18 protein-coding genes are annotated in these 20,532 nt (G+C 32.3%); 17 read left to right on the plus strand and 1 reads right to left on the minus strand.

Going from position 1 to position 20,532, the window contains the following annotated elements; genetic code table 11:
* The first annotated feature begins 325 nt into the window (after positions 1-325).
* The 4 genes from MWH30_RS09830 (at position 326) to cls (ending at position 3,902) form a co-directional block, all read left to right on the plus strand.
* Positions 326-865, plus strand: a complete 540-nt coding sequence (locus MWH30_RS09830) for a DUF6036 family nucleotidyltransferase (RefSeq protein ID WP_248663904.1) — start codon at positions 326-328, stop codon at positions 863-865.
* 17 nt (positions 866-882) lie between these two features.
* Complete coding sequence (locus MWH30_RS09835) at positions 883-1,326, plus strand: hypothetical protein (protein WP_248663905.1); 444 nt, start codon at positions 883-885, stop codon at positions 1,324-1,326.
* Between the two features lie 226 nt (positions 1,327-1,552).
* The gene (locus MWH30_RS09840; RefSeq protein WP_248663906.1) at positions 1,553-2,221 is read left to right on the plus strand and encodes a LysM peptidoglycan-binding domain-containing protein; all 669 of its coding nucleotides are present in this window, start codon (positions 1,553-1,555) and stop codon (positions 2,219-2,221) included.
* A gap of 139 nt (positions 2,222-2,360) precedes the next feature.
* The gene (gene cls / locus MWH30_RS09845; RefSeq protein WP_248663907.1) at positions 2,361-3,902 is read left to right on the plus strand and encodes a cardiolipin synthase; all 1,542 of its coding nucleotides are present in this window, start codon (positions 2,361-2,363) and stop codon (positions 3,900-3,902) included.
* A 61-nt stretch (positions 3,903-3,963) separates the two neighbouring features.
* Here cls and MWH30_RS09850 read toward each other — a convergent pair whose 3' ends face one another.
* Positions 3,964-4,344 carry a helix-turn-helix domain-containing protein gene (locus tag MWH30_RS09850; RefSeq protein ID WP_248663908.1) on the minus strand — a complete coding sequence of 127 codons (381 nt, stop codon included), beginning with the start codon at positions 4,342-4,344 and terminating at the stop codon, positions 3,964-3,966.
* Between the two features lie 156 nt (positions 4,345-4,500).
* Here MWH30_RS09850 and MWH30_RS09855 point away from each other — a divergent pair, with 156 nt between their 5' ends.
* The 13 genes from MWH30_RS09855 to MWH30_RS09915 all read left to right on the plus strand — a co-directional run bounded on the left by MWH30_RS09855 (position 4,501) and on the right by MWH30_RS09915 (position 20,522).
* On the plus strand, positions 4,501-4,686 hold the full coding sequence (locus MWH30_RS09855) for a helix-turn-helix transcriptional regulator (protein WP_248663909.1): 186 nt from the start codon (positions 4,501-4,503) through the stop codon (positions 4,684-4,686).
* 60 nt (positions 4,687-4,746) lie between these two features.
* Positions 4,747-5,688: a hypothetical protein gene (locus MWH30_RS09860; RefSeq protein WP_248663910.1), complete on the plus strand. Its 942-nt coding sequence runs from the start codon at positions 4,747-4,749 to the stop codon at positions 5,686-5,688.
* 80 nt (positions 5,689-5,768) lie between these two features.
* The gene (locus MWH30_RS09865; RefSeq protein ID WP_248663911.1) at positions 5,769-6,302 is read left to right on the plus strand and encodes a hypothetical protein; all 534 of its coding nucleotides are present in this window, start codon (positions 5,769-5,771) and stop codon (positions 6,300-6,302) included.
* Positions 6,303-7,144: 842 nt separating this feature from the next.
* On the plus strand, positions 7,145-9,892 hold the full coding sequence (locus MWH30_RS09870; RefSeq protein WP_248663912.1) for a hypothetical protein: 2,748 nt from the start codon (positions 7,145-7,147) through the stop codon (positions 9,890-9,892).
* A complete protein-coding gene (locus MWH30_RS09875) occupies positions 9,883-10,482 on the plus strand; it encodes a hypothetical protein (RefSeq protein WP_248663913.1) in 600 nt (199 codons plus the stop codon). Before MWH30_RS09870 ends, MWH30_RS09875 begins: the two co-directional genes overlap by 10 nt.
* A 26-nt stretch (positions 10,483-10,508) precedes the next feature.
* Entirely contained in the window at positions 10,509-11,459 is a 951-nt protein-coding gene (cas7d, locus tag MWH30_RS09880; protein ID WP_248663914.1) for a type I-D CRISPR-associated protein Cas7/Csc2, read from the plus strand.
* A gap of 19 nt (positions 11,460-11,478) precedes the next feature.
* Positions 11,479-12,168, plus strand: a complete 690-nt coding sequence (gene cas5d / locus MWH30_RS09885) for a type I-D CRISPR-associated protein Cas5/Csc1 (RefSeq protein WP_248663915.1) — start codon at positions 11,479-11,481, stop codon at positions 12,166-12,168.
* On the plus strand, positions 12,165-14,162 hold the full coding sequence (gene cas3 / locus MWH30_RS09890; protein WP_248663916.1) for a type I-D CRISPR-associated helicase Cas3': 1,998 nt from the start codon (positions 12,165-12,167) through the stop codon (positions 14,160-14,162). The genes cas5d and cas3 overlap by 4 nt, the downstream gene beginning before the upstream one ends.
* A gap of 43 nt (positions 14,163-14,205) precedes the next feature.
* Positions 14,206-15,159, plus strand: a complete 954-nt coding sequence (cas6, locus tag MWH30_RS09895) for a CRISPR system precrRNA processing endoribonuclease RAMP protein Cas6 (RefSeq protein WP_248663917.1) — start codon at positions 14,206-14,208, stop codon at positions 15,157-15,159.
* 104 nt (positions 15,160-15,263) lie between these two features.
* On the plus strand, positions 15,264-15,779 hold the full coding sequence (locus MWH30_RS09900; RefSeq protein ID WP_248663918.1) for a hypothetical protein: 516 nt from the start codon (positions 15,264-15,266) through the stop codon (positions 15,777-15,779).
* Positions 15,780-16,587: 808 nt separating this feature from the next.
* Positions 16,588-18,219, plus strand: coding sequence for a SpoIIE family protein phosphatase (locus tag MWH30_RS09905; protein ID WP_248663919.1), 1,632 nt, complete (start codon positions 16,588-16,590; stop codon positions 18,217-18,219).
* Between the two features lie 36 nt (positions 18,220-18,255).
* A complete protein-coding gene (locus tag MWH30_RS09910) occupies positions 18,256-19,206 on the plus strand; it encodes a 2-hydroxyacid dehydrogenase (protein WP_248663920.1) in 951 nt (316 codons plus the stop codon).
* A 260-nt stretch (positions 19,207-19,466) separates the two neighbouring features.
* A complete protein-coding gene (locus MWH30_RS09915) occupies positions 19,467-20,522 on the plus strand; it encodes a type I phosphomannose isomerase catalytic subunit (RefSeq protein WP_248663921.1) in 1,056 nt (351 codons plus the stop codon).
* Positions 20,523-20,532 lie beyond the last annotated feature (10 nt).

A 20,532-nucleotide genomic window follows, 5' to 3' on the forward strand; every position in this document is an offset into this window, starting at 1 on the left:
TTTTTCTATTTAATCAAGTCTAAATCCTATATTTGCGATTTGACTTTTTCAATTTAAGTTCTTGCAATGCTAGTGTTGACAGATATTATTATTTCGGCAATAGCTATTAATAATAGAATGGAAGTATATACTCTAGATAAGCATTTTGAAGAAATACCAGCAGTTGATTTATATAAAGTTTAATCAAAGTTACAACGACTACTCCGTAAAGTAGGAGACTGATTGGAAAAAACTAAAATGCATTGATATTTTCAATTAGATATTGCTTTAAAAATGTGATATACTTATATTGAGTTCAATTTAACTTTAATGAGGTGTTTCATCGTTGAATAATGAAGTTTTGCTAGATAAAGAAAAAATAATTAAAGAATTTATAGTTTTAGATCGTAAAGTTTCTAAAGAATTTTTAAGTAGAAAAAGAAAGTTTCAAATTGTAATTGTAGGTGGAGCTGCATTTTTGTTAAAGCATAATTTAAATAGAACAACAAATGATATAGATTCATTGAAACTTGAGTATGAATTGAAAAAATATATTAGTGAAAATTCTGATCTCTTTCACATTAACGATAATTGTTATAATATAATGTTAAAACATCCAGACTATGAAGATAGACTAGTTAAAATGAACATAAATTATGATTTCAAAATGCTTAAGATTTATGTTATGTCTGACTATGATTTGATTATTGCTAAATTTGGTAGAGGACATCGTGAGGATATTAATGATATTTTAAAATCAGAAATTTTGGATAGTATAGACCAAGATGAATTGGATAGACTAATGAATACAGCTATAGATTTTTCTCCAGTTAATCCCGAAGATATTAGAAGTAGATGGGAAAATTTTAAAAAGAATTATTTTTAAAGAAAGGAGGAAGGAGAATGTATACTCAAGAAAAATTTGCTGAATTTCTAGAAGAATATAGACAAAAAATAGCTAGAACTGATAATTTATTAGAAGAAAGTGAGTATAGCTATAGAGTAAAGAAGTTAGCAGTCTTTTATGGTTTAAAAGATCAAGAAACCTTTAACTCCTTCCTTCAAGATGAAAAAGGAAGAGAGCTTTTAAAACTGGCTAAATATATATTAATCAATGTTAAAGAGCATCCTTTTTATAGCTCAAAAGGAGTTAATCAAACAGCTGATGCTTTATTAAGAAAGTACTTTACAAATATACATTTAACCCCTCTTAAAGATGATATGACAGAAGGTTATTATAAGCTTTTCACTGATTATATTAGGAAAAAAAATAAAGATAAATTAGAAAAAGAGATTAAAGATTTAGAGATAGATATAAATACTTTAGAATTTACCTCTTCAGTTTAAAAAAATGAATTAATCATAAACAAAGATTTAAAGTCCGCTTACTAATGCGGGCTTTTCTTATTAGTATTGCATTCCCAAAGAGGTTAGAAAGAATGTCGGTGTTAGTGAAGAAGATGTATTTTATATAGGAACTTTAATGAAATAAATGTAATTATTTATCATTGATTTGTCTTTTTTGCTCTGCTAATATAAATATGATTGATAGAATAGGGGGAGCAAAAAAATAATGAAAAAAATCATTCTAACTGTATTAGCGCTATTAACAGTTTTTAGTCTAACAATGCCTGGAGTGCAGGCGCGAAGTCAGGAAATAGAAAAAGAAATTCATACGGTAAATAGTGGAGAGTCGTTGTGGATTATTGCCCAGCAGTATAATACTACCGTTGAAGAGTTAACTAGGTTAAATAGACTTGATAGTGATGTTATATATATAGGTGAGGAGATTATAGTTCCAGTGGAAGTTTCAGTGGAAAGCGGGCCCTATTACAGAGTTCAACCCCAAGACTCATTATGGAAGATTAGTCAAAGATACGATGCTACAGTAGCAGGACTAATGAAGTTAAACAGTATTACTGACTACTATAACTTAGAGATCGGCAGGAGATTATTGATTGATGAAGCTAGAGAAGAGATGGAGATGTATGGAGAAATAACAGAGGTTAATTATAATCAAGAACAGACAAGAATAGAACTAATGATGGAAAATATATTCGAGGATAATAAGCCCTATGATAAGGCTGTAGCTTTGATTAGTGAAGAAACAGAGATTTTGGCTGATCAGGTTGAAGTGGATAAGTTTGAAGTAGGACAAAGAGTAGGAGTTGTATTTAAAGAGGGCCCGGTAGCAATGATTTATCCACTGCGAATCGGAGCAGAAGTAATTAAAATTATATGATTGGAGTAGAGAAAAGAAAAGACCTCTTAAAACTACTGTTTAAGAGGTCTTTTAATGTTTTGATAGTAATTTTTACTTGCATATCCAAGAAAATTGAATATAATAGTATTAAAGCTACGCTTGCTAAGTGGGGGAAACTATGAAACTTATTAAACAGTTCTTATTTCAGCGAAGTACATTGTTAGCTGTTGCTATATTGGCACAGTTATTAGTGTTGATAGGAGTAATTTCGAGGTTTAGTGATTATTTTGTTATTTTTTATGGACTAAGTATTTTGATTAGCATTATTGTGGTCTTAGTAATTATAAACAATAATATGAATCCAGCCTATAAGTTGGCTTGGATTATAGCTATTTTATCTTTTCCTATTTTTGGAGGCTTATTTTATCTTTTATTTGGTGGTAAACAACTAGGCAAGATATCTAAAAAAAGAATGAAATCAATTAGCGAAGATACTCAAAAGCTATTAACTTCTCAAAGCTTAATTTTAGAAGAGATAAAGTCACAAAGTAAAACTGCTCTTAACCAGTCAAGATATATCAGAGATTATGCTAATTATCCTCCTTATCACAATACAACTGCTGAGTATCTTCAGAGCGGAGAAGAAAAGTTTGTAAAGTTGAAAGAGGAGTTGCAAAAAGCTCAAAAGTATATCTTCCTTGAATATTTTATTATCGAAGAAGGTGAAATGTGGGGAGAGCTACTTGATATCCTAGTTGAAAAGGCAGCTACCGGGGTAGAAGTGCGAGTTATATATGATGATCTGGGTTGTTTAGATACCTTACCCTATAAATATAATAAAAAGCTGCAAAGGATGGGAATTAAAGCTGCGGTCTTCAATCCTTTAATGCCTATCTTATCTTCAAAATATAATAATAGAGACCACCGTAAAATTGCTATAATTGATGGACATACGGCTTTTACCGGAGGAGTTAATTTAGCAGATGAGTACATTAATCGAGTTGAGAAGTACGGTCATTGGAAGGATTCTGCTATTATGATTAAAGGAGAAGCAGTTTGGAGCATGACGGTAATGTTTTTATCCATGTGGCATTACTTAAAGGGAATAAAAGATGATTTAGAATATTTCAAATATGATACTAATGCATCTATAGAAAGTTCAAAGCAAAAAGATGGCTACATTCAACCTTTTGCCGATAGTCCTTTGGATGATGAAGCAGTGGGAGAGGTTATCTATCTTAACTTAATTAATAAGGCTGAGGACTATATTTATATTACTACTCCTTATTTAATTCTTGCCAATGAAATGCTTACCGCTTTAACCTCAGCAGCTAAAGCTGGAGTTGACGTACGCATTATTACTCCTTATCAGGCAGATAAATGGTATGTTCATTTAGTTACTCGATCTTATTATCAAGTTCTTCTTGAAAGTGGAGTAAGGATTTATGAGTATACGCCGGGTTTTATTCACGCTAAGAACTATATTGTCGATGATAAGTATGGGGTGGTAGGGACAATAAATATGGACTATAGAAGTCTGTATTTACATTTTGAATGTGGGGTTTGGCTATATGATTGTAGTACTGTTTTTGAGATGAAGGATGACTTTTTTAGTACTCTAAAGGTAGCTAAGGAGATCACTGAAGCTGATTTAGCAACTGATGAGTGGTATAAATCTTTAGGGAGTTCTATATTACGTATTTTTGCTCCCTTGATGTAAACTTTGCTAAAATAGTATTTTTGAGATAGAAAAACCCTTCTGAATGTATTCGGAAGGGTTTTTAACTATTTCTTTTTTCGATTATATTGATAATTTCTATAATTTGTTCTATATTATCAGCCTTTAAGTCTTTAACCTTTTCAAACATTATTCTTAAGTTTTTCCTAGTAGATATTTCTTCCCAGAGTTCCAACAGTTCTGGGTTAGCTGCTAGGTCTTTTTTTATTTCATCGGCAGATTTTCGTTCATTTGTACGCCCGAGAAGATAATCAACAGAAACATCAAAAAAACTGGCTATTTTTTGTAAAGTATCAGAATCAGGCTTTCTTTTTCCAGCTTCATACATTCCTATAGTACTTCCAGAAAGATTTAATTTTTTAGCTAATTCTCTTTGACTTAGTTCTTCCTTTTTCCTTAATTCTTTGAGTCGAGTTATATCCATATTAGCCACCTACTTTATGGATAATATATTATCACATTTTGTGATTAAATACAATGAAATAACAACCACAATTAGAGAGCAAAAACTTGACACGCACACATATTGTGGTATAATTGTAATAAATATTGTTTTAATTAAGTGCTGGGAGGGAGTTTTGTGAAAAATAAATTATCAGAACTAAGAGAGAATAAGGATTTAACTCAAGAACAATTAGCAGAAAAGTTAGATATATCTGCTAGCGCAATTGGAATGTATGAGATTGGGAAGAGATTTCCTAAATTACAGACTGCTAAAAAGATAGCTGATTTTTTTGGTGTCTCAATAGAGGAAGTTTTTTTTTGATGACTTTGCACACGATAAGAGAGCATAAAATGATTATATCAAAAAAAGGAGGAAATAATTATGACCAAACTAAAAGCAGAACGTTTGAAAAGAGCCGTTATCAAAGAAGAATTAGTAGTCTTAACTGGAGACTTTAAAAAAGCTATTATCTTAAATCAGTTTCTATACTGGAGCCAAAGAGTTAAAGATTTCGATCAGTTCATCAAAGAAGAAAAAGAACGGATTAGTAAAAAAGGAGAAAGACTAGTCCTCAAGCCTAGAAAGGGTTGGATCTATAAATCGGCTAAAGATCTTTCTCAAGAAACTATGCTCAATTTAACTCCGAACACTATTCGCAGTCATACTCAAACATTAATTGAAAAAGGGTGGCTAGACCAGCGTCAAAATCCTGATAATAGTTGGGATAATACCTATCAATATAGAGTAAATCTAATTAAAATTCAAAGAGATTTATTGGCTTTAGGCTATACTTTGGAAGGCTATCGTTTTAATCTATCCTTAGTTAAAAAAGAATTAGAAAAGGAAGATTTTAAAAAAGAGCAACAGCCACCTCAAAAAAAGAAGGCAGGAGCAGTAAAAAATGAGCCTCGAAGCGCAAATATTGCGTTTCGAAGTGCTAAAAATTGCGCTGCAATACCAGAGACTACTACAGAGACTATTAACAGAGATAATAATTTAAGTCGGGGCCAGCCAGAAAAGACTCTTAATACTGACTTTGAAGAGCTTTTAACTTACTTACGTAAGCAGGTGGGGAGGAATAAGCTTAAAAGTGAATATTTACTCAATGATGATCTTAAGCAGTACGGAAGCCAAACTGTAAAAAAAGCTATAGATATGGCAGTCCTTAATCAAAAGCTTAAAGGAAAAAGTCAAGATATATATAGCTATGCTTATATTCGTTATTTTATCAAAAAAGCGCAGGAGATATCTTCAACTGAAGTAAGTGTAGCCTATGCTGAAGAAGAGAAGTTAGACCAACTTTGCCAGCAGATTATTAAGTAATTAAAAGCTTGGTGGACATAATTTGTCTAGGTCAACATGTTATTATAATTAAGCAAGCTATTCACAAGGAGTTGATAGTATTGGCAGTTTTAACAGCGCAGATGTTAATTGGAACTAATCATTATAATCAGACTGGCTTAAACCCTAGTCACTATCTATTTTTATCAGAGAATAGTCGGCCAGTTTGGATTTTAGTTTCGCAAAATATATTTTCAAGCAATGATGATTTTAAAACAATTTGGATTCCTGGTTTAGAGGATACTTTGGAGGTTGCATTATTAATGATAGCTATTTATGTTTTAAAAGATGAGGAGATTAGGCGAATAGTTAGAGAACATCTCGGTGATTTGAATCAAGAAAGTGTGGAAGTTCACCGGGAGATAAGTAAAAAAGTTCGTAAGCAACTATATAAAAAATGTCGCCAATTAAACTATAGATCTAAAGTGGTACTAACAATTATCAAAGAAAGTCAGATTAATCGACAGCTTGAAGTCTTAACTGAATATCAGTTGGAATTAGATATTTGTACTCCGCAGTATTCTTGTTATTATTCTGGCTGGAAAGAAAAAATGGAAGCAGAAGGAAAGTTGGAGGTGATTAGAGATCAGTTTTAATAAGGAAAGCTGCGAAAAGACTAAAAAGAAAAGAAATTCAAATGACAGTTTTGAGAAGTATGCTCTGAAACTAACTGAAGAGGAGCTAGTTATTCTTTGGGAATTATTTTCTTATTTTGAAGCTGGTAACTGGTTAATGTTGAGTATGCTTTTAAAGAGTGAAGAGGTGGAGTCTGTTGTTTATAAAGTTTTTGAGCTAGCTAATCCAGTGATTATAGAGAAGGATTTTGAGATTTTAAGAGAGCTTTTGAATTAAAGTTAGTATTTTGCTAATCTTCTTAAAGGTAGGGGTTAGCTATTTTTTATGTTAAATTTAATTTTTTTCTTTTTGGTTGGTTCCCAGGGTGTTGGGAATGGGGTGTGTTATACTGATTTTCAAAGGGGTGAGGAAATGGTTTGAGGGTTGGGATTTGCGAATATAGGAAAATAATTAGCTAATAGGTATATATTATCTTACTTTGCAAGGAGATGTAAATACTTATCGAGAATAGTAGATATAGGGAATATTTATAGGCTTGATAAATACAACAAGACCAACCTAAACTATAGATTGGTCTTGCCGTTGGTGCAGTCTCCTACTTAATGGAGAAGTATTGAATTAATGCTAGATTATATGCACACTCTATATTTTCAGTTCCCTAATTAATGTTGGGATAATGATTATCCTAAGATATTTTAGCATGCAAAAGATATTTAGTCAAATTTTTAAATTTAAGTTGTGATAATTTGACATTGATAATTAATACTTGATATAATATTGATACACACTCTATATGGTAATATAATGAGAGAAGTTTCTGAATAAAGTGAAAATAATAAACTAAAAGAAAAGGAGGGAACAAATGGAAGGGTTGTTAGATATAAGAGGGAAAATAGTAAATTACTTAATCTCTCGAAAATGGAAGAATAAACTTGCTAAAGCTAATTATAATGATCAATCAAAAAAACAAGAATCTCTTTTAGAACATACTGTTAAGTGTCTAGATATTATGATAGTCTTAATTCCAATCTTAAGACATGAGAAATTATTAGGATTTACCAAGGAAGAAGAACAAGCTTTAATTTTAGCAACTGCTGTGCATGATGCTGGGAAAGAGCAGAATAAATGGCAAGAGTATTTATTTAATCAAGAAGAGTATGTAGACGAAACTAATTCTGAATTAATTGAAGAAGTCATTTTTAATTTAATTGAGATATTAGATTTTTCAAAAGTAAGTATTGAGTTAATCAAAACTTTAGCTGAATTACATATGAAAAAACATAGAACACCTGCTGAACTATTTACCAACTTAAAGACTAAAGAATTAACTCCTAAATGGAAGATGCTCCAAGAAATAGTTAATGAAGTTGATAATTTAGCTTCAACTAATAATTTACTGCAAGCGAAAGAGAATTTAGAGAGTGGAGTATTAAACAAATATCTTCATGTTGATTATCACTCTGTTTTTGTTAGAGGGGTATCTACTACTATTCTTAATAAAGCCTTAGAAGATACATTCTTGCAAGAGGATTGGAAGCCAATCTTATATTACCCTAATGGTACTTTATATGTTAAAGGAGCTTTGGAAGAGTTTATAGAAATCGATCAAGAAAAAATTAAAGAGAGTTTAACAAAAAAATTATCTGATATATTAAATGAAAAACAAGATATTATACCTGAATTAATTGTAGGTAATATTACTGCTAACTTTCTTCCGAAACCAGAACTATTTTCTTATGAGTTATTAGAAGATTGCTTAAGAACTGCTATTTCTAGAGCTGGAAGAAAGGCTGGTAAAGATGTAACGCAAAAGAATGCTTATAAATATCATAACCTAAATATTTTATTAGATGAAACTAATGATCCTAGTATAGCTAATAATGCTTATACAAGTTTCGGACGACTTGAAAAGAAAGTTTCAGAAGAATATCATGATTTATTGGTTTTTTCTGATGATGAATTAGAAGAAGAGGAATGGATGGAATATAGAATTAGAATGGGGGAAGCTTATCCAGAAATAGCTATTTTTAAATTTTTCAAGAATATTATGTCTCCAGATAAAGGATTAATCCCTGAAGAAGAACTTAATACAGTTATAGAAGAATATGAATCAGTTTTTGGAGAAAAATCTTTTGCTGCATTAATGTCAACATCTACATTGATGCCGGCTAGAGATATGGCTTTTACTGTAGATTATTTTTGGGATTTAGATGCAAGAGAATTTGGAAAAGAGGTTGAGAAAGTAGAATCTTTACCTTCTAAAGAGAGAGAAGAATTATTAGTTGAACTTCTAGCTGATATTGCGAAGAATATATATGATAAATTAGATAATTCTCCTTCGCAAAAGAATGTAGCAACAAATATGGCAGGTGCTTTCCTAGAGGATTTAATTTTTCCAAGTAAACGAGTAGAAGATATTAAAGACTATGCACAACAGCAGTTAAATTATTACAAACAAGCTAAACATAATCTTTACTCTGATACTGATAAAGATCATATATGTCCAGTTTGTAATCAACATTTTAATATAGGTAATCAAGGATATGAAGATTTTTTACATAAACCTGGTGGTTTTAGTAATCGTGCGCTTGCTTATAAAAATGTTAAGAACCCTATGTTGTGTAAGACTTGTTATTTTGAAAAGATACTAAAACAGTTATTATTAGGCGGTAGGGCATACGAACAGATTATATTAATGCCAAATTTAAGTGTAGGTTATCAAGGTGGACAGTTATTAGTTGATAAAGCTCAAAAACTAATGTATAAATCTAGAAAATATATGACTTATGATAATGATAATCCAGATAAAAGGATAACTTTAGGATTAATGAGGCTTATAGCAGAAAAAACAGTCAAGGAAGATTTTGACCAAATTACTCCAGCAGAAATAGTAGAATTATTAACTTATAAACGCAGTCAAGATGGAAAGAAAGATGATATTAATGATTTAAAAACAGCATTACAAGAAAATTTTGAAGAAGGGTTAAAAGAAGCTAATTATCTTTTTGATAAAGATTATGATAACTGGGAGCAATTTGCAGAGGATGTCTATTATAAAGAAGTTGAAGATAGACTAACTAGATCAATTAGACAAGAAATATTAGATCTGCAAGAAAAGTTTAAAGTAGTCTGTCAGACACCAAATATGATTATAATCCCCTGCTGGAATCCTAAAAGACAGGATACTAGTCCGTTCAGCAGTGATAAGGAATCGGATACAAATTTAGGATTTAAGAAAGTGTTTTTGAGTTTGATTTTAGCTTTAGGTTTAGAGTGTGCAGTAGCTATTATTGAAGATAAAGATATAATTGATGAGACGATTATTAATAATCAAGGTTTAGTTTATATTCCAGCAATTGAAGGTGTTAGGAGATTAGTTCGTTATGAATGGTTACCCCAGACTGAAGTTGTAAAGTGGTTAAAAGCATTAGCGTCAACACTATTAATTGGACCAAAGACAGAATATCCATCTAGAAATCGAATTTATGAAATCTTGACTATTAATTCAATGGGTAAGTTATTAAGAAGGATAGAGCAGAAAGATAACTATATTGGTTATGAGGATATACAATACTTAGAGAATATAAAGGAGGTCTTTAAATGGGATTAAAAAATAAATATGTTGTAGCTCAAAGTCAAAAATTTAAATTTAGTAATATTAAAGAAAAGATAGAAGAGATAGCTCATCATTTTGCTACCTACCTAGATGATTTTTGGGGGAAGAGTAGTTCTAATAGTAAGCATGCAACTATGGGGCCTGTAGGTAAAGTGCTGGAAAAGGTAAAGACTGCTGAATGGGGAAAAGATGACTTATTAGGTTATACAATAAGAGTTCATGAAATGAATAGTGATAAGGGTTATTTGTCTGATGAAGCATTGGAGGGATTAGAACAAGGGATAACTGAGGTGTTAAAGTTAGTTGATGATATTCCTTTGCAGGCTAAGTCGAAAGCAATTGAACATATAGGATATGCTGTTTATTATAAGCAGCGTAAAAAGGACTTTGAATATTATGAACAAGTTAAGCAGGAATTTGTTAGTTTTTTAAAAGAAAAATATGGGACTGAAGAAGAAGTATCAGAAAGTTGGAAAGAAGAAGTTAGTTTTGATGATATTAGATATCCTAGTAAAAGTCAATTACAAGATGCTTGTGGGCAGAGAAAAGAAGATATTAAAAAATTTAGAGAAGATTTGAAATAAAAATTTTAAATTAGGAGGAAATTCATATGTCTGAATTAGAATTACTGAATAATTATGAAGTATTAAAAGATTATTTTGTAGATAAACCAAAACCTATTTTTGATTCTAAGACAATTCAAATTATACTATTGAGAGAAGTATTAGATTTTACTATTTTTAGGACTGAAGAATCAAAAGAGCTAAATACAGTTATTACTCCAACAGCCATTGATAATGATGATCCTGTAGAGAGGGTTGCTTTTTTAGGAAGTAAGCAGAAAGCAGTAGAGTCAAGACAGTTAGCTAGTTTGTTGAGAACTGCAACTAATGATGTAGAATATGATGAGGTTGAAGAGTGTTATCTTAAAGATTATCTGTGTTTGAAATGTCCACGCTGTGGTTTATTTGGAGGTACTTCTGCTTCTTCCTCTAACAAATCAGATTCAAACATTAAACATAGAATAGCTTATTCTACAGCTTATTCTTTAGATTCTTTCGAAGAATTACAGGAGCTTATTACTTTTAATGGTATTAATGATAAAAAAGTAAATACTGGCCAGGCATTAGGGGTTAGGAAGTCGGTTAAACCTGCTTCGATTTTTCCTAGTATTATTACATTACGTAGTGTTACTTGGAAAGAGTTTATCTGGGTAGTCAAGTCCTTGCTTAGTGCTCATAAGTATGGGGCTGAAAGCCGCATTGGTGGAAATGTAAGAAATAATATTGTTGGAATTGCAGCAGGCTGGGAGGAAGTGATTACTCCATTAGAGCTAACTTTAGAATTATCTAAAGAAGAAAACAAAGTTGATATTGATAATATCAGTAATATTTTAGAAGAATATAAAGGTATTGCTGCTCATACTAACAAAATTAAAATTTTAAATTCAGAAAAGTTAGGTAATATTTTAGAAGAGACACAGGAATTTGAATTAGACAAAGACTTTATTGAAGAAAGTTATAAAGATATTGAAGCATATAGAAAAGAACAAGGAGAGTAGATAAAAGGCAGGTGATAAAATGCCGCAGATTAATTTAAATGAAAATAATATTAGACTGTTTGAATGTGAGATGACTTTGCATGACTATATGTGGTTTTCATCTTATGATGCTAGCTCTATGTCTTCAACTGAGGCAGTTATTCATAACTTTGCTTTAAGTTATGCAGTAAGTAGATATGATAGAGGGATTGTATCTAATCGAGGCCCAACTTATGAACGTGATTTAGAGCAGATGGACTTTTATGCTTCTCCAGCTAAATCAATTGACTATAAAAAAATAACTTTAACTTATAATGCGTTGGATACTAAAACTTTACGCACTGATGAATATAACTCAAAAAAGAATACTCCTAAATTGGGCCAAAAGACAATGGTTACTCCTATGAGTAAGTTTGAGTTTTATCTTTATTCCTGGGGAGAAGAGCCTACAGGGTTAATTAGAATAGGTAAGAAAAGAGCTTTAGCTAGAATAAGTTGGAAAGAAATAGAGGAGCCGTTAGCTTTTTATCAGGAAGATAGTTTTGAAGTTAATCATTTAGTTAGTCCTTTAGATGTTACAGGAGAATTTGAAAGGTATAATATGATTAGAATTCCGCCTTTTTTACTACTTAAAGATGTAAAGATGAAAGAAGATTGGATAATCAAAGATGGATCTAATATAATCCATCTTCCTAGAAGGATTTTAGCTGAAGTTGGTGATGAGACTTGAAAATAGAAGCTTATGAAGTTGGTCAGGTAGAACATGAGAACTTTACTCATATAGAAAGCGATTGGAAGCCTTATATTCATCAGGCATTGATTTATGATTACTGGGATAAAGCGGAAGGTTTTTTGGTAACTACTAAAACAGGAAGCGGAAAGACAATTTCTGCTTCCTATCCTATTGTATCTAAAGGGGAGTCAGCTTTTTTAGTTTATCCAACTAATGCTTTAATCGATGATCAAGTAAGTAGTATTCAACAGATGCTAAAAGAGTTTAAGTATAATTTCTATTATTATAATCCTAACGAAGAGTATGATAATGTAAAAGCTAACAACGCTGAAGTAATATTAATTAAAATTGATAGCGATAGCTTAACTAAATATCAGAAAGAAAATAGATTTAGCAATAAAGGAAAAGCTTTAAATTACTTAGTAAGTACTAATAAACCTACTTTACTTTTGACTAATCCTGATACTCTATTTTTAATTTTGGCTTTAAGGTATTCTCAAGGAATGGAAATTTGGGGACATCTAAGCCGGTTTGATACTTTGGTCATAGATGAATTTCACTTATATGGCGGTATTGAATTAGCGCATATTTTATTTATGATAGAGTATAGTAAAGAGATTGGTTTTTTCGAAAAGTTTGTTTTATTGAGTGCTACTCCTGATTCTGAAATTAAGGAGCTTTTAGATAGTATTTTAGAAATTAAAACTATAAATCCTGATTGCGATATAGACCGAGAAATAGTTAGTCAAAGAAAGGTTGCTTTTCCAATAGAATTAACTCCTAGTTTAATATATAGAGGAAAAGATGTAGTAAGTAAGGCTCTAAAAATAGTCAAAAATAAGATTAGAATTGAACATATAACTGATTTATACTGTGAAAATTGTAATGAAGATTATGTGCCATTAGTAGTTATTTTTAATTCCGTAATTAATGCTATTAGATTTGAAGATAGATTAGCTAAGATAATTGATAGAGATAAAATGGGAATATTTAGAGGATTATCTGATAGAAGTATCCGTTCGTTTAAAAATAAATTAATTGTTATTGGTACTAGTGCTATTGAAGTAGGGATTGACTTTAAATGTGATTATTTAATTTTTGAAGCAGGGGATAAAGCAAGCTTTATGCAGAGGTTTGGACGAATAGGTCGGCATGCTTCCGGAGAAACTTATTTGCTTTGTTCACATAATGTATATCAAACCTTAAAAGAGGAAGAGCAGTTAAGCAGAAATCAATTCGAGCATTTAATAAATCAATTATATAGTAAAGTAGATGCGAGACCATGGTTTGCAAAGACTTTTAGTGGAGTATTTGCTGTTTATGCTTTAACTCAAAGGTTGGTTAAGTTAGTAACTGGAGATAGAAATACAATTGAAGAAGTTAATAATGAGGTTAAAGAAACAGCTAATGAAATTCTTACTTCTTATGTGGAAAAAATTGGAGCTAAAAGAGAATATAAACGTTTACAACTTATGCTTAAAAGATTAAAGAAGCATAAGTTTGAAGCATTTGAATGGATGACTACTTATATGAAAAATATGAGTTTTAGAAGTTCTTTGGTAAATTTAGAAGTGTTCGATGTTATTGAAGAGGAGAGACGAGAAGGTAAAGGGAGTTATAATGCAGATTTAAAGACAGTATTAGCTCGAGGTAAAAATTTAAGTTATGATGTAAAAGAAAATAAAGTAACTTTAGCTGGATATGAAAGTAAATATAAAGATATAGAAGTTTTTATAAATTTATATAATTTTTCTTATGGTAGTTATAATTTACTAAGTAACTTTAGTGATACTTTTTCAATTGAATGTGATGGACAATATAGCCCTTTGACTAATAAACTATTGGAAAATGATCACATTTTTACTATTGTTCCTCAGTGGGTGCTCCAATATGTTGACTGGAGAATTCTAACTTTTAAATGCTTACAAGGATTAATTGCTTTTGATGAAACTGCTTTATTGCTTAGTGAAGTGTATGAGAAATATAAATAGTATCTTTGAGAAATTTAATTTTATTAAGGAGATAGGTGATTATATGCAATTATTAGTTACCCAATTAAGTTTTACTTTAATAGCGAGTCAAAAGATTAAACTTCCTGCTTATCCCGGTTCAACATTTCGGGGTGCTTTAGGACATGCTTTGAAAAATTTAACCTGTAATGTTGATAATGTGGAGTGCAAAGACTGTAATCTCAATCAGATGTGCGCTTATGCGCAACTTTTCAATCCTCATTTAACCGAAAAAGAAAAACATAAATCTTCTAAACGCTTCAACAACAAACCCCGGCCCTTTGTCTTTGAACCCCAGACCAATGGTCAAGAGCTTTTCAAATCCGGTCAACAGATTAACTTTAATCTAAATCTATTCGGTTACACCAGCCGTTTCTTACCCTATATCATAGAAAGCTGGCGTTTACTGGAGAAAAAAGGTTTAGGAAAAGGGCGCGGTCAATTTATCTTATCGGAAATTTGGAATATCAACCATCTCAACGGTAAGGCAGAAAGAGTTTACTCTCAATATGCTAATCTAGTTCATAACTCAGACCTTGAGATAAACCAAGCCGATATAGATAAATTAAAAAGTAGTTTATCTAAGAAACAGCTTAAACTAAGACTCCTTACCCCTATGCTGTTGAAGTATCAGGGAGACTATGTTAAAGAGCTGGAATTTCATATTTTAATGCGTAATCTCTTTAGAAGATTAACTAGCTTAAGCTTATTTTATGGCAATGAAGAGTTGGATATAGACTTTGGAGCTTATCTCAAAGCAGCCGAAGATGTGAAGCTAGTAGAGGATAAAACAGAATGGCAGACTTGGCAGCGTTATTCCAGTCGTCAGCAGCGAAAGATAAAGATGCAAGGACTGAGTGGAGAGGTAGAGTATCAAGGTGAATTAGATAAGTTTTTGGATTATTTAATTTTAGGACAGTATATTCACGTAGGTAAGAATACAGTCTTTGGTTTAGGAGATTATAAGCTGTTGAATTAAACTGTCTGTTTTGAAATATTTAGTTTTTATGACTTATTTCATTTTTAAGCAGCTTAATAATTGCTATAATTAAATAAACTAAACTATTCAGGAGTTGATACTTAATGATTACTCGTTACTCACCTAAAGAAATGTCTATAGTTGGCATTACTGTTGCCTTAATAGTTGTCGGAGGTTATATACTCTATCTCCTATCCAATTTTATTCCTATTCCAGCCGTTAAACCTATTCTAATGGCTCCCTTTTTAGGCTTTGCTATGGTTATTCCGATTTTTAAAGTAAGGAAGTTTGGAATGATTACAGTAATTAGTGCGATTTTTGGTTTGGTGATGAGCCTGCTTTCTATTCTGTTAACCTTTGCTATTATTGGAGCCGGAGTGTTAAGCGATCTTATTAACTTTCTATTATTTAGGAATTATAGTAAAGATCGTAATATAATCTTTTCTATAGCTCTTTTTCCTGTTGCTTGTTCTCTTTCTTTCTTTTTAATCTTCGGTTTAAGTATTGAGGTTGATATTTTAACTATTGTATTTTTGTTATTTATTTATGTTTTAGGTTTTCTAGGAGCTTATGCTGGATATAAAATAGGTACTTCCAGAAAAATAATCAAATCTACTTAATCAACTCTAATGGATAATTTGGAAAATAATAATAATTTTAAGCAGGAATTGCAGGTTGATTCTAGAAATAAATAAGTAGTAGTAAAGGGATTTTTCGCAAACTAGGTGTAGATCAGCTTTCAAAGATGTTTTTCAATAGAACTAGCCAGTTCTGAAATTCCGGCTCAAGACTGTCATTTCAAGGTTTGAGCCGATTTCGCAAACCCCCCGGGTTTTGCTGCAAGATTCAGTTTGCGAAAATTTGTTGAGAATTTAAGGATGGTGAAGTGTCCTAATCCTTGATATGATAGGGATTGTATTTTTGAATTTTCGCGGTTACAACAACCACTCCGTTAAGTAGGAGACTGAAAGGCAAAAAAGAAACTGGGTGGCTAGCTGGAGAAGGGTTACAACAACCACTCCGTTAAGTAGGAGACTGAAAGTTTTATTGTTTTGCTCTTGCTTTCTCCTGTCAGATATAGTTACAACAACCACTCCGTTAAGTAGGAGACTGAAAGGAAATTTCTTTGACTTCCCACCCGAAATCTTTCAAAAGTTACAACAACCACTCCGTTAAGTAGGAGACTGAAAGATCTTGAAAGAAGAGTTAGAAAGAGCATTGAAGAATCAAAACCTTGGGAGGTGGAAAATATGATTAGCGATTTTGCTAAAAACATTAACAGGCTCAAGGAAAAAGCAAGAGAGATCAGTCGCTGAATTGGCTGGTCTTTTTTTATTTTAATAGGTCTGGTAGTGTAGAAAGCAGGACTTTCAAAGGATATATAGAACTTTTTCTTAAGAGAACTTTTTTAAGGAAGGGGGAGTGGGGATGGAGGATAGAGAGGTCTATATAAATAGCTTGGAAGATATTAAGGAAAAGCTAGAAATAACCTTAGAAGGTATCGGGGATGGAGTAATTGCAACTGACACTGAAGCTAAAATAACCTTGATGAACTCAGTAGCTGAAGACTTAACTGGTTGGAATAGAGAAGAAGCAAAGGGTAAAGAGATTGAGGAAGTTTTGAAATTAATTAATGAAGAAACAAGAGAAAAAGTAGTAAATCCCATCAGACAGGCTTTAGAAACTGAAATGACGGTTAAGTTGCCTAAAGGAACTAATTTAGTCACTAAGTCTGGTTCTGAATTACCGGTCGATGATTCAGCTTCTCCTATTAAAGGTCAGGAAGATAACTTAAAAGGAGCAATACTGGTTTTTAGAGATGTCAGTAAAGAAAGAAAGTTAAAAAAAGAAGTTGCTGAAAGTAAAAGATTTGCTTTTAATATATTAGATTCTGTGGCTGCTAATATTGCTGTATTAGATGAGGAAGGCTATATAATTCAGACTAATAATAAATGGAAAGAGTTTTATAAAAACAATGATGGTTCAGCTTCTAAACGCGCTACGCAGGTTAATTACTTAGAAGTATGTCAAAGAGCATATAATAATGGAGATGAAGATGCTAAAGCTGTTGTCGAAGGAATTAAAAAAGTTATTAAAGGGGAAGAAGAAATTTTTGAATTTGAATATCCCTGTCATTCTCCTAGTCAAAAAAGATGGTTTAATATGAAGGCTACTCCCCTAACAGAGGACTGTCCTAAAAAGGTAGTTATTTTTCATATTGATATTACCTCTAGAAGGTTAGCTGAAGAAGAGGCTAAAGAAAAAAGCCAAAAGTTAGAGAAGGCAAACCAGCGGATTAATGAGGTATTAGATAAAGGAATGGAAATTCATAAACAGTTTTTACCTAAAGAACTGCCTGATATTAAAGATATATCTATAGCTAGCTACTATCAGCCAGCCGAAAGAGTCGGTGGAGACTTTTATAACTCTATTAAACTTGATGGTTATTTGTTAGTCTATTTAGTTGATATTACTGGACATGGTTTGGATGGAGCTATACTGAATATTTTTATCAGGGAATGTATCAATAATTTTTTACTATTTGAATATCAAGCTGGTAAAAGTCTATCTCCTAAAAAGATAATTGAGTTTTTAATCAATAGATACAATGAAGAGGACTTCCCAGATGATTATTTTGCTTGTGTTTTAATGGGAGCCTTGGATTTACATAGCTTAGATTTTACTTTCGTTAATGCTGGTTTTCAATTTCCGCCAATAAAAATAACTAGCAAGGGCCAAGTGTCTTGTTTATCTTGTGGAGGAATGCCTGTTTCTTCAGCTATTAGTTATGAGCTGCTTGCTGAATACGAGGAAGAGGTGTTAAGGCTTAAAAAAGGCGAAGTGATATTTTTAACAACTGATGGATTAATCGAAGAAGAGGCCGGTGATGAGCCATATGGAGAAGATCGCTTACAAGCTGTTTTAGAAGATAATCACCTGCTTTCTCCAAAGCAGATTGTTGATAGAGTTAAAAGTAGTTTTAAGGAGTTTACTGGGAGTTTAACTGGGCAAGATGATATAACCTTTTTAGTTTTGAAAAGAACGGAGCTTTTAAGCTGAGGATGACAACTAATTTGAAGAAGGAGTAGATAAATAATGAAGATAGTTATGTTGGAGCCGATTGGAATTTCTGAGACAGAACTGGAGACTTATGCTCAAAAGCTGGAGGCAGCAGGACATCAATTTGTTGCTTATCAGGATCGGGTAGAGGAGGAAGAGGAAATAATAAAGCGGGCCCGAACTGCCGATATTATAATTATTACTAATCTGCCTTTATCCGCTGAAGTTATCGAAGCTTGTGAGCAATTGAAGATGATCTCTGTCGCCTTTACTGGTGTCGATCATATTGATCTCGAAGCTTGTAAAGAACAAGGAGTTACTGTCTGCAATTCATCCGGTTATGCTAATCAAGCTGTAGCTGAATTGAGCTATGGGCTGATGATTTCTGTAATGCGGGAGCTTATAAGCTGCGATCGGGTTACTAGAGCAGGAGGGGCTGGTGAACTGGTTGGTAATGAGCTTGCGGGTAAGACATTAGGAATTATTGGCGTAGGCTCAATCGGTACTGAAGTAGCAAGATTGGGAGCTGCTTTTGGCTGTGAGTTGCTGGGCTATAATCGCTCGGAAAGTGAAAGGACTAAGGAATTAGGATTGAAATATGTGGAGCTAGATGAGCTGTTGGCTGAGAGCGATATTGTCTCACTTCATTTACCTCTGACTGAGCAGACGCGAGGACTTATTGACCAGGAAAAGCTGGCCTTGATGAACTCGGATAGTATTTTGATCAATGTAGCTCGCGGGCCAATTGTTGATAGTGAAGCGTTGGCTCAAGCGTTGGAAACAGGAGAGATAGCCGGAGCGGGGATTGATGTTTTTGAAATGGAGCCTCCAATTCCTGAAGATCATCCTTTATTGAATGCTCCTAATACAGTTGTTACTCCTCACGTGGCCTATGCTACTGAAGAGTCTTTTCAGAAGCGGGCCCGGATAGTCTTTAATAATATTGAGGCTTGGTTAGCTGATGAGCCGCAAAATCTAATGATTTAACTACAAAAAGCAGGAACTAATTACTTTTTAAAAAAGAGTCTTCTGTTAATTTACAGATGCTTTTTCTATTTACTTTGCTGCTTAGAATATTCTGAACAAATAGAAGGTAAATAAATGATAAATACAGAAGTGTTTATTAGAAAGCTTTTAAGTATGAAAACTACTAATAAATATTTTAGAGTTTAGAAATGATGAATTTATTATATAAATTACAAGCTATAGATAGTATAGAGTAATAATGTTTAGAAAGGCTGATAATATTGTATCCGTTAAAGTTGCAGGCAGTTTATAAAGAAAAGATATGGGGTGGTCAGGCTTTAAAAGAAAAGTTCGCCAAGGAAATTCCAAATACTTCAATTGGAGAAAGTTGGGAGTTGATGGATGATGGTCAACGAAGTAGTAGAATTATTAATGGTGAGCTAGCCGGTAAAGAATTAAGTGAAATAATCGAAAAAGAAGCTAGTAATATTTTAGGTAGTTTAGTTAGTCGTAAAGATTATCCTAGATTTCCTTTGTTAATTAAGTTTTTAGATGCTAAGGATAGATTATCGGTGCAGGTTCATCCTGATGATGAGTATGCAGCTAAATATGAAGGTGGAGAATTAGGTAAAACAGAGCTGTGGTATATTATTGAAGCTCAAGAAGGGGCTAAATTAATCTGTGGCCTTGATTCGGAAGTTACTAAGGAAGAATTTAAAACTGCTGTTGAGCAAGGTAGTTTAGAAGAGTATCTAATTGAGCTTGAAGTTGAGGCGGGAGATGTAGTCTTTATTCCAGCGGGAACTGTTCACTCTATTAAAGAAGGGATTTTAGTAGCTGAAATTCAGCAGAACTCTGATTTAACTTATAGAATTCATGACTGGGAGCGAGTAGATAACGATGGACAAGCCCGAGAGTTACATCTTGAGTCTGCTTTAGAGGCAATTAATTTTGGGCAAAACTGGGCAGGCAAAGTAGAAGGCTTAACTATAGAAGGAGAAGGGTTTGTTAGGAATATTTTAGTAGCCTGCTCTTCTTTCATTGTAGAAAGCATAGAGTTAGAAGATATTTACTGTGGTAGTACTTTGGAGACTTCTTTTGAAGTATTATTGCTTTTAGAAGGAAGAGGCGAAATAGCTTATAGCTTAGGAAAAGTTGAGATTGAAGCTGGAGAGACAGTGCTTTTACCTGCTCAAATGGGTGATTATCAGCTTAGAGGAGACTGTAAAGTATTGAGAAGTTACCTAAAAGATTTAGAACAGTTAGAAGTTGAACTGAAAGATAAGGGTTATACTGTTTTAGAGCTTAATAAAATTGCAGGTTATTTTCAAAAATAATACAATAGGA

Origin of the sequence: Fuchsiella alkaliacetigena (assembly GCF_023227765.1) — a bacterium.
Classification (GTDB): domain Bacteria; phylum Bacillota; class Halanaerobiia; order Halobacteroidales; family Acetohalobiaceae; genus Fuchsiella; species Fuchsiella alkaliacetigena.